General features: G+C 39.8%; 14 protein-coding genes. All 14 read left to right on the top strand.

The window, feature by feature from the left end; all coding sequences use genetic code 11:
- Positions 1-117: 117 nt before the first annotated feature.
- On the top strand, positions 118-459 hold the full coding sequence (locus tag BN2425_RS09025; protein WP_042457907.1) for a hypothetical protein: 342 nt from the start codon (positions 118-120) through the stop codon (positions 457-459).
- A 19-nt stretch (positions 460-478) separates the two neighbouring features.
- Entirely contained in the window at positions 479-1258 is a 780-nt protein-coding gene (locus BN2425_RS09020) for a metallophosphoesterase (protein WP_042457903.1), read from the top strand.
- A gap of 79 nt (positions 1259-1337) precedes the next feature.
- A complete protein-coding gene (locus BN2425_RS09015; RefSeq protein ID WP_042457900.1) occupies positions 1338-1919 on the top strand; it encodes an adaptor protein MecA in 582 nt (193 codons plus the stop codon).
- 216 nt (positions 1920-2135) lie between these two features.
- On the top strand, positions 2136-3413 hold the full coding sequence (locus BN2425_RS09010; RefSeq protein ID WP_042457897.1) for a Glu/Leu/Phe/Val family dehydrogenase: 1278 nt from the start codon (positions 2136-2138) through the stop codon (positions 3411-3413).
- Between the two features lie 98 nt (positions 3414-3511).
- Positions 3512-4483: a YpdA family putative bacillithiol disulfide reductase gene (locus tag BN2425_RS09005; RefSeq protein WP_042457894.1), complete on the top strand. Its 972-nt coding sequence runs from the start codon at positions 3512-3514 to the stop codon at positions 4481-4483.
- A 5-nt stretch (positions 4484-4488) separates the two neighbouring features.
- A complete protein-coding gene (locus BN2425_RS09000) occupies positions 4489-5445 on the top strand; it encodes an asparaginase (protein ID WP_042457939.1) in 957 nt (318 codons plus the stop codon).
- A gap of 137 nt (positions 5446-5582) precedes the next feature.
- Positions 5583-6266, top strand: coding sequence for a glutamic-type intramembrane protease PrsW (prsW, locus tag BN2425_RS08995; protein ID WP_042457891.1), 684 nt, complete (start codon positions 5583-5585; stop codon positions 6264-6266).
- A gap of 91 nt (positions 6267-6357) precedes the next feature.
- The gene (gene sleB, locus BN2425_RS08990; RefSeq protein ID WP_042457888.1) at positions 6358-7119 is read left to right on the top strand and encodes a spore cortex-lytic enzyme; all 762 of its coding nucleotides are present in this window, start codon (positions 6358-6360) and stop codon (positions 7117-7119) included.
- A gap of 11 nt (positions 7120-7130) precedes the next feature.
- Positions 7131-8480 carry a germination protein YpeB gene (gene ypeB / locus BN2425_RS08985; protein WP_042457886.1) on the top strand — a complete coding sequence of 450 codons (1350 nt, stop codon included), beginning with the start codon at positions 7131-7133 and terminating at the stop codon, positions 8478-8480.
- Between the two features lie 95 nt (positions 8481-8575).
- Positions 8576-8767 (top strand): YpfB family protein, encoded by a 192-nt coding sequence (locus BN2425_RS22725; protein WP_319922070.1) that lies wholly within the window; start codon positions 8576-8578, stop codon positions 8765-8767.
- A gap of 175 nt (positions 8768-8942) precedes the next feature.
- Positions 8943-9617, top strand: coding sequence for a (d)CMP kinase (gene cmk, locus BN2425_RS08975; protein WP_042457880.1), 675 nt, complete (start codon positions 8943-8945; stop codon positions 9615-9617).
- 1 nt (position 9618) lies between these two features.
- Positions 9619-10200, top strand: coding sequence for a lysophospholipid acyltransferase family protein (locus tag BN2425_RS08970; protein WP_042457877.1), 582 nt, complete (start codon positions 9619-9621; stop codon positions 10198-10200).
- Between the two features lie 245 nt (positions 10201-10445).
- Complete coding sequence (gene rpsA, locus BN2425_RS08965; RefSeq protein WP_042457874.1) at positions 10446-11585, top strand: 30S ribosomal protein S1; 1140 nt, start codon at positions 10446-10448, stop codon at positions 11583-11585.
- Positions 11586-11597: 12 nt separating this feature from the next.
- Complete coding sequence (gene fni / locus BN2425_RS08960; protein WP_042457937.1) at positions 11598-12668, top strand: type 2 isopentenyl-diphosphate Delta-isomerase; 1071 nt, start codon at positions 11598-11600, stop codon at positions 12666-12668.
- Positions 12669-12956 lie beyond the last annotated feature (288 nt).

Here is a 12956-nt window from a genome sequence, read left to right as displayed (position 1 = left end):
CTCCCCGGCACGCCCGCGGAAAGCGAGCGACTGGAGCGGAAATCAACAGCCAAATTTAACAGAGCCAAGGTTAAAAATAAATATTCCCCCTCATACATTGGTATGGGGGGATATTTTATGGGATTTGCATTAGTTAGATTAATGGCTATATTGCTCTGCGGTTATTGCTTGGCCACTTGGCTAACAATACAGCATCCATTTTATTTAACCGATTTCATTCTTCAAGTAATTCTTCAACCTTTAGAGTTTTTTGCTTCCACCGTAGTGTTATGTGCAGGAGTGCAAATGAATGGTAGTCTGCTAAGGGAACTGATTCAAAAACCAAAAGGAATACGTGCCATTGGCCATATGATTGGTATCCTCCTAGTTTTCTCTATATTATTTCACTTAAGCTGGATTCATAGTCTCATCCTTTTTTGTTTGAGTTTGATATATGTTATCATTTCCGTGAGAAGATGATGGAAAAGGGGAAAATGGAATGATGTACTTTGTGGTAATCCTGTTCCTTTTTGGAGGATGCCTTCTTTCTTTGATGCTGCGGGAAGCATTTTCGAACAATGTGGTTGTTCATCATTTCTTATCCCCCGACTATCCTAAAAAGATGGACCCAATTTCCATTTTTTTTATTTCTGATATTCATAGACGGAGCATCTCAGATAGAGTGGTCCTAGCAGTAAAAGGCAAGGCTGATTTCGTTGTCATCGGCGGTGATCTAACTGAGAAGGGGGTACCGTACGAAAGGATTAAGGAGAACTTAGGGAAATTACTAACAATAGGTCCTGTATATTTTGTATGGGGCAATAATGATTTTGAAGCTGATGAAAACAAACTGTCATCCATGTTGACAGATTTAGGAATTACTTTATTGGACAATAAAGCCGTCAGCCTACGAGACGACGGGCACGAAAATCTTCACTTAATTGGTGTAGACGATTTGAATCAAAATCGCGATCGGCTTGATTTGGCGCTAGAGAAGACAGAAAATTCCGGTTTTAAGATTGTAGTCAGCCATTATCCAAACATAGTGGATAAAATATTGCCGGAACACCATATTAACCTCGTTTTGAGTGGGCATACCCATGGCGGGCAAATCCATCTGTTGGGTTACAGTCCATACAAACGCGGAGGGTTGGAAAAAGTAGGAAGCACCTTATTGCTAATTAGCAATGGGTATGGCACTACTGGGATACCTCTAAGATTGGGAGCCCCTGCTGAATGCCATTTATTGACGATTCAAAATGGACAAGTGTCTCCCTAGTTAATATAGACAATTCACAATAATGCCCCAAAGACCATACATTAAACCAAGAGTTATTGTCACGGCAGGGGGCAAAAAAATGCGCTTAGAACGATTGGCAGTCAATAAAATAAAAATCTTCTTAACCTCAGATGATCTGTTTGAAAGAGGACTCACTAATGATGAGGTTTGGAAGGATTCAGGTAAGTGGAACCAATTGTTTCACGATATGGTGGAAGAGGCAAGTGTCGAATTTGATGTTGACATCAGGGGGCCTGTTGCGGTGGAAATATTCTCCCTCCATGCCCAAGGAATCATTATCATTATCACTGTCAGTAATGACAAAGAAGATGAAGAAATGATTGATGATGGCATTATCGAAATGCAGGTAATGGTTGGAGGTTATCAGGATCTTTTGTATGAATTCCAAGATTTTGAAGACCTCATTGGAGTTTCGAAAAGGCTATACCCGTTAAATATACTGGGAGGCAGTATCTTTGAAATGAATAACCGTTATTATTTGTTGATTGACCAAATGGACGATAAACAGAATGAAGTGGCTGCAGCCCTCCTCTCAGAGTATGGAAATGCCTCCATCAAAAGTCCATTTATTCTCAAAGAATATGGCAGAAATATCGTAGAGGATACTGCCATTGAAACAATTATCAAATACTTTCTTTAATCAAACTTTAAAGGAGGGGACGTCCTCTCCTTTTTGTATGAGGCGTTACTGACCTGAAGGAAGGGTACACAATAAAATACTTGTATATCAATATTACCGGCGGTTACATACTCAATATGACAATGATTTTAACTCTTGCATTAGTCAAGCAAAAGTGTAATACTTGTGACTGAAAGCGGGAACATTTTTAAAAGTGATTTCCTAGGAGGTTTACTAATGGCAGCCGAAAAAGGTACTGAAAAAAAGAATTCTGAGGATAAAAACGATGTGTTAAAATCTACACAGACTGTTATCCATAGTGCCCTAGAAAAATTAGGTTATCCTGAAGAAGTTTATGAACTATTAAAGGAACCATTGCGCATGATGACTGTTAAGATACCTGTAAAAATGGACGATGGTTCCGTGAAAATATTTACTGGATATCGGGCGCAGCACAATGATGCCGTAGGACCCACAAAAGGCGGCATTCGCTTCCATCCAAATGTAACAGAAACAGAAGTAAAAGCCCTTTCCATTTGGATGAGTTTAAAATGTGGAATAGTAGATTTGCCTTATGGGGGAGGAAAAGGCGGCATTGTTTGTGACCCGCGCGACATGTCTTTTCGGGAGCTTGAAAGATTGAGCCGGGGATATGTACGGGCCATCAGCCAAATCGTCGGGCCTACTAAGGATATTCCTGCCCCAGATGTTTATACCAATTCTCAAATTATGGCTTGGATGATGGACGAATATAGCAGAATCGATGAATTTAATTCACCAGGGTTTATTACAGGCAAGCCCCTTGTACTTGGAGGTTCCCATGGACGTGAATCTGCAACCGCAAAAGGAGTAACAATCTGTATTCAGGAAGCGGCTAAAAAACGTGGAATTTCGCTCAAAGGTGCCCGGGTGGTGATCCAAGGCTTTGGGAATGCGGGCAGTTATCTATCTAAATTCATGCATGACGGCGGCGCTAAAGTAGTGGGCATCTCTGATGCTTATGGGGCACTTTACAATCCCGATGGCCTGGATATCGATTACCTTTTGGATCGCCGTGACAGTTTTGGAACAGTTACTAAACTATTTAACAATACAATTACTAACAAAGAATTGCTTGAACTGGAATGCGATATTCTTGTTCCTGCGGCAATTGAAAATCAAATTACAGAAGATAATGCTCATAATATCCGTGCGAACATCGTCGTCGAAGCAGCCAATGGTCCTACTACACTAGAAGCAACTAAAATTCTTACTAATCGTGGAATTCTCCTTGTTCCGGATGTTCTTGCCTCAGCTGGTGGTGTAACTGTTTCTTACTTTGAATGGGTTCAAAATAACCAAGGTTATTATTGGACCGAGGAAGAGGTAGAAGAAAAGCTTGAAAAGGTGATGGTAAAAGCTTTTAATAATATTTATGAAACAGCTCAAACACGAAGGGTAGATATGAGATTGGCTGCCTATATGGTCGGCGTAAGAAAAATGGCAGAGGCAAGCCGGTTCAGGGGATGGATTTAACATTGAAATATTTCTTAAAAACTCCTATCATAGTTGGATAGGAGTTTTTTAATAGAAAGTTTCCGTTAGATGTGTGTTTTTAAAGGAGAGAATTAATCATGCAAATCGAAGATATCATCATCGTAGGCGGAGGTCCATGTGGTCTAGCAGCTGCCATTGCTATGCAGGATATTGGAAAAAATCCCTTAATTATTGAAAAGGGGAATATTGTGAATGCTATATATCATTATCCAACCCACCAGACATTTTTTAGCACAAGCGAGAAATTAGAGATTGGGGACTTCCCTTTTGTAACGGATAATTATAAACCGAGAAGAAACCAGGCACTTGTGTATTATCGTGAAGTAGCAAAAAGAAAGAAGCTTCGGATCAACGCATTTGAAAAAGTTGCAGAGGTATCGAAACAAGGGGAGTTCTTTAAGGTTTTGACAGATAAAGCCGTTTATCAGGCGCGCTATGTTGTAATTGCAACAGGCTATTATGATCATCCAAATTATATGAATGTACCTGGCGAAAACCTTCCCAAAGTATTCCACTATTTTAAGGAAGCACACCCTTATTTTGATAAAGATGTTTGTGTCATAGGCGGGAAAAACTCCAGTGTGGATGCTGCCATTGAGCTAGTAAAAGCCAATGCACGGGTGACAGTAATATACCGAGGAACCGAATACTCCACAAGTATCAAACCCTGGATTCTTCCTGAATTTGAGTCATTGGTCCGCAATGAGAGGATTAAAATGGAGTTTAACTCGGTGGTAAAAGAAATTACTGAAGACCAAGTTGTTTATTTGAAAAATGGAACTGAAAAGGTGATCGAAAACGATTATGTTTTTGCTATGACTGGATATCACCCGGATCACCAATTTCTCAAAACCATGGGTGTCAAGATTGACAAGGAAACAGGTCGGCCTTTTTATAACCCAGACACCATGGAAACTAACGTTCAAGGGATATATATTGCGGGCGTAATTGCTGCAGGGAATAATGCAAATGAAATATTTATTGAAAATGGACGGTTTCATGGCGGTCAAATTGGGCGATCCATCGTGGAAAAAGAGGCAAGAGGGTGACAAAAATGAGAAAAGTGGTCTTATTGACAACAGGTGGAACGATTGCAAGTAAGCCAAACAAAGAATCAGGTAAACTGTCATCAGGTGCTTTAACAGGTGAAGAATTAATCGCCATGTGCCAATTACCAAATGACATAGAAGTCATAGTGGAATCTGTTTTTCAAAAAGCAAGTATTCATATTACTTTTGATGACCTGCTGACTTTAAAGAATAAAATTGAGACTTATTTTCATGATCAATCGGTTTCAGGGGTCGTGGTTACCCATGGTACCGATACAATGGAGGAAACGGCTTATTTTCTGGACCTAACCATTAAAGATACTCGCCCGGTAGTAGTGACAGGTTCGCAGCGATCTCCAGAAGATTTAGGCAGTGATGTGTACACCAATTTAAGGCACGCGATTTATTCCGCTTGTTCACCTGATTTACACGGTGCAGGTACGGTGGTCGTCTTTAATGAACGAATTTTTGCTGCCCGGTATGTAAAAAAAGAACATGCTTCCAATCTCCAAGGATTTAATGCTTTTGGATTTGGTTATCTTGGAATCATTGACAACGATACTGTTCAGATTTTCCAGAAACCAATGAAACGGGAGTATTTCCACGTTGCATCAGCAATCCCGCAAGTGGATATTATTAAGTGTTATATTGGGGCGGACGGGAAATTTATAAAAGCAGCGCGGGAGTCGGGTGTAAGTGGTATTGTTCTTGAAGGTGTTGGCCGAGGGCAGGTGGCCCCTTCAATGATGGAAGAAATTGAACAGGCGATTAAAGAAGGAATTAAAATCGTCATAGCCACGAGTGCAGAGGAAGGTGCTGTATATACCACCTATGACTATAAAGGAAGTGCTTATGACTTGTATAAGAAAGGAGTCATTCTTGGCAGTGACTATGACTCGAAAAAGGCAAGAATCAAATTGGCTGTTGCATTAGCCAGTGGAGTCAACCATATTTCATATTGAAGGTGAAACGGCTTGTATTACGGGTGTACACTCTTGTACATTCTTCTAAAAAATGTATACATCGGAATGAATCTATTGTTTTCTTTATTTGTCTTTCCATGTTAGACTTAAGTAAATGATGTTAAAAGGAGTTTATCATGCTGGGAATATTATCGGCCGGAATCGCTCCGGGCATTGCCCTGCTTAGTTACTTTTACCTGAAAGATGAATATGAATCTGAGCCAGTTTCATTTGTGCTGCGGACTTTTCTATACGGTGCGCTTTTAGTATTTCCAATCATGTTTATCCAGCACGTACTTGAAGCCGAAAATCTGGTTAAGACAGAATTTATCGACGCGTTCTTGACTAGTAGCCTTTTAGAAGAATTTTTTAAATGGTTTATCCTATTCTATATTGTGTATCAACATGTTGAATTTGATGAACCATTTGATGGCATTGTCTACGGATCCGCAGTATCACTTGGATTTGCAACCGTCGAGAATGTTTTTTATTTAGTCGCCAACGGAATTGAACATGCTATGACACGTGCGTTATTACCAGTGTCCAGTCATGCCCTGTTTGGAGTCATTATGGGTTATTATATTGGGAAAGCCAAATTTACGGAAGGTAGTAAAGCTAAGTGGGTCACTCTCTCATTGATGTTACCTGCCTTGCTGCATGGTTTCTACGATTTTATTTTGATATCACTTGAAAACTGGCTAATTATTATTTTTCCGTTTATGATTTTCCTGTGGTGGTTTGGCCTCCGGAAAGTAAAAAAAGCAAAAATACTAAGTGCCAAACATTTTAATATCCCGATTCAAAAAACTCTTCATTTATAAGTGAAGGGTTTTTATTTTTTTGGAATAAAATCCCCAGTAAAACAAAAAATAGGGTTACTGTAAAAAGATTTACAATGGGGGTTATTAATCCATGAAGAAGAAATGGTTTACAAAATATCTCATCTTGGCTCTTCTTTGCCTTACACCAGTATCATTGGTAAAGACAAACTCTGCTCAAGCATTCACAGGTCAAGTGATTCAGCAGGGGGCAGTTGGTGATGATGTTATTGAACTGCAATCACGGCTTAACTATATTGGGTTTTATCATGGGAAGATTGATGGGGTCTTTGGCTGGGGGACCTATTGGGCATTGCGAAATTTTCAATATGAATTTGGTCTGCCTATTGATGGAGTGGCAGGTCCCACAACAAAGGCAAAGCTGGTGAAGGTCACAAAATATGATTATAAAAATCCTCCAACGACTTCAGGAGGGAATACCGCTAAAACAACCGGAACAAATAAAGCGAAACCAACAGCTTCCAATACTCCAAAAGGGTTTTCGCAAAATGATATTCGGCTGATGGCAAATGCCGTTCATGGAGAGTCCCGAGGTGAGCCATACATAGGACAAGTCGCTGTTGCTGCCGTTATCTTAAATCGGGTTAACAGTCCTTCTTTTCCGAATACAGTCTCCGGTGTGATATTTGAACCGGGCGCGTTTACTGCTGTAGCGGATGGACAAATTTGGCTGACTCCGAATGAAAATTCGAAAAAAGCGGTGATGGATGCCATTAATGGCTGGGATCCAACAGGTGAAGCGTTATACTATTTTAATCCAGCTACCGCTACAAGTTCATGGATTTGGGGAAGACCGCAAATTAAAAAGATCGGAAAACATATCTTCTGTAAATAGAGGTGAAAAGCATGATTAGAGGAATATTGATAGGAATTCTGGCATTAGGCATTGCCGGTACAGCCTACTGGGGTTATCAGGAGCATCAGGAAAAGAACGCGGTACTTTTGAATGCCGAGAATAATTATCAACGGGCATTTCACAACTTAACTTATCGGGTTGATTTATTGCATGATAAAATAGGCACAACCCTTGCCATGAACTCAAAAAACTCTTTATCTCCATCCCTCATTGAGGTTTGGAGACTAACCTCCCAAGCACATAGTGATGTGGGACAGCTGCCCTTGTCGTTACTGCCATTTAATAAAACGGAAGAATTCTTAGCGAACATAGGAAATTTTAGCTATAAAACAGCAGTTAGAGACTTGGAGAAGGATCCATTATCAGAAAAGGAATATGAAACATTAAAGACGCTCTATAAACAATCAGGAGATATCCAGAATGAACTTCGTAAAGTGCAATCAATGGTGTTGAAAAATAATTTGCGCTGGATGGATGTCGAAATGGCCCTTGCATCAGGAAAAGAACAGACGGACAATACGATCATTGATGGATTTAAAACCGTAGAAAAAACAGTGACCGGCTACGATGAATCTGACCAAGGCGTAACATTCTCCAATATGCAAATAAAGGACGAAAACTATAACAATATTATTGGAAAGACAATATCTCGCAATGAAGCAATTAGGATTGCAAAAAAATACATGAAATTTGACGGAAATGCCACAGTGAAAGTGACGAAAAATGGAAAGGGTTCTGATTTTGGATTTTATAGTGTGGCCGTCCAAAATAAAAAAACAGGCCAGGAAGCCAATATGGATATTACTAAAAAAGCTGGCCGCCCGATTTGGTTCATCAATAATCGGGAGGTAAAAAAACAAGCAATTAGTCTGAATGATGCTAGTAATCGAGCTAAGGCCTTCTTATCAGATAACGGTTATAAAAATATGGAGCAATTTGAAAGCTCACAATATGAAAACATGGGTGTTTTCAATTTCGTAACGAACAGTAACGGTGTAAGAGTTTACCCAGAGTCGATAAAAGTACAGGTAGCTTTGGATAATGGAGATATCATCGGGGTGTCGGCTGAAGAATATCTAAAGTCTTTCAAAAAAAGGAATATTGAGAAACCGGCCATTTCGGTTGACGAGGCAAAAACAAAGATTAATCCTAACTTAAAGGTAATGGAAGACCGACAGGCGATTATTGTTAATGATTTAAATGAAGAAGTATTATGTTATGAGTTTCTAGGGACAATCGGTAACGATACTTATCGTATTTTCATAAATGCAAAGGACGGTAATGAGGAAGAAGTGGAAAAACTGAAAAATCCAGAAGAAACTTATGACGGGGTGTTGTAGGAAAAGCAGTTGCTTTTCCTTTTTCCCTTTCCAACAGATTAGAATAAAAGACCTGTAGTTTACCGATAATGGGAATAACTTGATAACAAAACCAGGTGATAATCGTGAAACGAATAGAACAAATTCTAATCAAAGTTATTATTATTCAGTTTGTCTTCTTACTATTAACACAACTTATGTTTCATCAACTCGATATCATGCCGAAACTAAATCAACTTACAAAATATGAAGGTGTGAATGAAAGCACGCTCACCGAAATACTCCAGACTTTCCAAAGGGGAAAATAAAGCAGGCAACTGCTTTTATTTTTTGTATAAGGAGTATTGGAATGCAACAGTGTGTCAGGAAACTAAAATTTAATAAAATTATCCTTTTTAATGGACTAAAAAACAAAGGTAATCCGTAAATTATGGTAAAATAAATACGAGACAACCTAAGAGAGTAACGTAACAAGGAGGATTTATGGATAAAAAAATATCAATTGCTATTGATGGTCCAGCTGCGGCTGGCAAAAGCACAGTAGCAAAGATTGTTGCTGAAAAATTATCGTATATTTATATTGATACTGGTGCCATGTATCGGTCGTTAACCTATAAAGCACTTTTAAATAAGGTTAACTTAGAGGATGAGGATACCTTGTTAGACATGCTGTTATCCACAAATATAGAATTATTGCCTGCTATTAATGGGCAACTAGTCTATTTGGATCATCAAGATGTCACAGAAGCAATTCGAACAAGTGATGTCACCAACTCAGTCTCGATTGTTTCGAAGCACAAAAAGGTACGTGAGGAAATGGTCAGACGGCAACAGGATTTTGCAAAAGGGGGAGGCGTGGTAATGGATGGAAGAGATATCGGCACCCATGTTCTGCCTAATGCTGAAGTAAAGGTGTTCCTGCTAGCTAGTGTGGAAGAACGGGCATTGCGGCGGCATCACGAAAACCTTCAAAAGGGATTTCAATCAGATTTAGAAAAATTAAAGCAAGAAATCGCCCGCAGAGATAAAATCGATTCTGAGCGAGAGGCTGCACCTTTAAAAAAAGCAGATGATGCAATTGAAATTGATACCACTTCAATGACCATTCCTGATGTAGTCGAAGCGATTATGAAGCTTGCAAACGAAAGGATTGGGTAGTGTGACATTTTATTCATTCGCAAGAGCTGTGGTGAAATCAATTTTCCAGCCATGGTATAGAATAGAAGTAATAGGGAAGGAAAATATCCCAAAGGAACAAGGGGTGCTTTTGTGTTCCAACCATATTCATAATTTTGACCCAATCGTGGTTGGAATTTCAGCTCCAAGACCCATCTATTTTATGGCGAAAGAAGAAATTTTTCGTGTTCCAGTCCTAGGCAGCATTGTACGGAAGTGCAATGCATTTCCCGTAAAAAGAGGAATGAGTGACCGCGAGGCACTTAGAAAAGGCATGAGTGTTTTAAAGGAAGGACATGTTTTAGGTCTGTTTCCTGAGGGAACTAGAAGTAAAAATGGAGAATTAGGAAAAGGTTTGGCAGGAGCGGGGTTCTTTGCGCTTAGAACCAATTGTGTAGTATCTCCATGCGCAGTCATTGGGCCTTATAAAGCGTTACATAAAATGAAAGTTGTTTTTGGTAAGCCAATTGATATGGAGAAAATGCGGGCATCCAAAGCATCCCCTGAACAAGTTACTGAATTAATTATGTCAGAAATTCATAAACTTATTAATGAGTATCGATAGGTTCTGCTTGACAAAATAGCTTATTTATAAGAAGTTAATAAATGAGAATCTTTTTTTTGGCTAATCAGAATTTATTGACAAATATTGCATCCATAATAATATTAGCAGCCAAATGAATTGCCGAAGTGGCTGGTCCGACATACAAAATTGTGTGATTTTGAGTGCCTTTTTGCACTCTTATGGTGACTGAATTGGCAATTCGCGGTTCATGTATAGATTTGTAGTAGGATTAAGGAGGATTACATATGTCTGAAGAGTTGAATCAAGTTGAAGTAAGAAATTTTGAAATTGGCGACAGAGTAACGGGACAAGTTACCAAAGTCGAGGAGAAACAGGTGCTTGTAGACATTCAAGGAAGCAAATTGGATGGCATTATTCCAATCAGTGAATTGTCAAGCTTGCATATTGAAAAAGCTTCTGATGCTGTTTCTGTAGGCGATGAATTAGAACTTTCAGTAGTAAAAGTAGAAGAAGAAGCTTTAGTCCTTTCTAAGAGAAAAGTAGATGCTGAAAAGGCTTGGGATGCCCTAGAGGAAAAATTCCAATCTGGTGAAATCATTGAAACAGAAGTCAAAGACGTTGTAAAGGGCGGTTTAGTAGTTGATCTTGGAGTTCGAGGCTTTATCCCAGCTTCATTAGTAGAAACCTACTTTGTAGAAGATTTCAGTGATTATAAAGGCCGTACTCTTACATTTAAGATTGTTGAGCTTGATAAAGAAAAGAACCGTCTTATCCTATCTCACCGTGCTGTGGTTGAGGAAGAAAAGGGCAAACAAAAGCAAGGTCGTTTGAATGCTTTAGAACCTGGTCAGGTGATTGAAGGTACCGTACAGCGAATTACCGATTTTGGTGCGTTCGTTGATATTGGTGGTATTGATGGCCTTGTTCATATCTCTCAATTATCTCACGAACATGTCAATAAACCTTCTGATGTGGTGCAAGAGGGGCAAAAAGTCCAAGTTAAAGTATTAAATGTTGACCGTGAGAATGAAAGAATTTCTTTATCCATTAAAGATACACTACCAGGACCTTGGACAAATATTTCTGATAAAGCTCCTGCTGGCAGTATCCTAACCGGTACTGTGAAGCGCTTGGTGTCTTACGGTGCTTTTGTTGAGGTTTTCCCAGGAGTAGAGGGACTAGTCCATATTTCTCAGATTGCTCACAAACATATCGGAACTCCTCATGAAGTATTGAAGGAAGGCCAAGAGGTGCAGGTTAAGGTACTAGATGCCAATGAACAAGAACAGCGCCTTTCTTTAAGCATAAAAGACCTGCTTGAAAAAGAAGTGGAAGAGAATGTCGATTATGAACTACCTGAAGAGTCAAAAGGCTTCCAGCTAGGAGAAATGATCGGAGATAAATTAAAGAATCTAGGAAAATAATGGTGATTGATTGTGTCTAGGACCGAACGTAAATGGGATCATATCCGTTATGCCCTGGAAGCAGGGCATAAGAGCTCGTCTGCTTTTGACGATATAAAGTTTATTCACCAGAGCTTACCAGATATCAGTATGAGTGATGTTCGGTTACACCATGTCATTGGCGAACTTTCTTTAAGTTCGCCAATTTTCATCAATGCGATGACAGGGGGTGGCGGTGAAAAAACGTTTCAAATAAATCAACAGCTGGCAATCGCAGCAAAGGAAACAGGGCTGGCAATGGCAGTTGGTTCCCAAACCGCCGCAATAAAGGACCCAACCCAAAGGTATACATACGAAGTCATTCGCAAAGAGAATCCTTCTGGTATTATGATTGCTAATCTTGGAAGTGAAGCAACGGTGGATGATGCAAAAACTGCTGTAGATATGATTGCTGCTGATGCCCTGCAAATCCATTTGAATGTCATACAAGAACTAACCATGCCGGAAGGGGACAGAGACTTCACTGGTGCGTTGAAGAGAATTGAAGAGATTGTTAAGAGGCTGGACGTGCCGGTTATTGTAAAAGAAGTGGGATTTGGCATGTCGAAAGAAACCGTGCAGGCATTATTATCCTCAGGTGTCAAAATTGTTGATATCGGAGGGTATGGAGGAACGAATTTCGCTGAGATTGAAAATAAACGTAGAAAAAAGACATTGTCGTTTTTTACTGATTGGGGTATTCCTACACCCGTATCAATTGTAGAAGCTTCCTCCGTTTCGAAACAGCTTTCGATTATTGGCTCGGGTGGATTTAATAGAAGTCTGGATATTATAAAAGGGCTCTCCTTAGGGGCTGATGCAATTGGAATGGCGGGGTATTTCCTAAGAGTTCTCGTCGAAGAGGGAATTGACAAGCTTAAGGAGGAAATTGAATCTCTGCATCAAGAAATGGTGCTTATTATGACCGCTCTCGGAGCGCAAACAATTTCCGATCTAAAAAGGACCCCTGTTTTAATCTCTGGTGAAGTCTATCATTGGTTAAATCAAAGAGGAATAGATACAAAAATGTATAGCCAGCGTTCAATGGAGCGTAAAAGAGGATGACTGCAGTCATCCTCAAATTGTCGAGAAAGGGTATTTCTCGACAATTTTTTATATAAAAAACCTTTTTTGAAATTTATTATCCATGCTACGGGGCCTGTTGAATTCTTCTCCATTTCCTTCGCGGACCTTAGGGCGTGCCGGGGAGCCTCCTCGGCGCGAACGCCTGCGGGGTCTCCCCAGCCCCGTACTCCCGCAGGAGTCTTCGCACCTTCCGCTCAATAAACAGGAAGTAAATTAACCTAATGTATTGCAACACACCATTTCTAGCCTTGCAAAATGTGTTGCAAT

This window comes from Neobacillus dielmonensis (genome assembly GCF_000612665.1).
Taxonomy (GTDB): domain Bacteria; phylum Bacillota; class Bacilli; order Bacillales; family Cytobacillaceae; genus Neobacillus; species Neobacillus dielmonensis.
The sequence above is the reverse complement of the archived record's forward strand: the minus strand, read 5'-3'. Positions and strand labels throughout refer to the sequence as shown.

Coding starts and splice junctions, on each gene's coding strand:
- BN2425_RS09025 (WP_042457907.1), top strand. CDS start 118: ATGGGATTTGCATTAGTTAGATTAATGGCTATATTGCTCTGCGGTTAT.
- BN2425_RS09020 (WP_042457903.1), top strand. CDS start 479: ATGATGTACTTTGTGGTAATCCTGTTCCTTTTTGGAGGATGCCTTCTT.
- BN2425_RS09015 (WP_042457900.1), top strand. CDS start 1,338: ATGCGCTTAGAACGATTGGCAGTCAATAAAATAAAAATCTTCTTAACC.
- BN2425_RS09010 (WP_042457897.1), top strand. CDS start 2,136: ATGGCAGCCGAAAAAGGTACTGAAAAAAAGAATTCTGAGGATAAAAAC.
- BN2425_RS09005 (WP_042457894.1), top strand. CDS start 3,512: ATGCAAATCGAAGATATCATCATCGTAGGCGGAGGTCCATGTGGTCTA.
- BN2425_RS09000 (WP_042457939.1), top strand. CDS start 4,489: ATGAGAAAAGTGGTCTTATTGACAACAGGTGGAACGATTGCAAGTAAG.
- prsW (WP_042457891.1), top strand. CDS start 5,583: ATGCTGGGAATATTATCGGCCGGAATCGCTCCGGGCATTGCCCTGCTT.
- sleB (WP_042457888.1), top strand. CDS start 6,358: ATGAAGAAGAAATGGTTTACAAAATATCTCATCTTGGCTCTTCTTTGC.
- ypeB (WP_042457886.1), top strand. CDS start 7,131: ATGATTAGAGGAATATTGATAGGAATTCTGGCATTAGGCATTGCCGGT.
- cmk (WP_042457880.1), top strand. CDS start 8,943: ATGGATAAAAAAATATCAATTGCTATTGATGGTCCAGCTGCGGCTGGC.
- rpsA (WP_042457874.1), top strand. CDS start 10,446: ATGTCTGAAGAGTTGAATCAAGTTGAAGTAAGAAATTTTGAAATTGGC.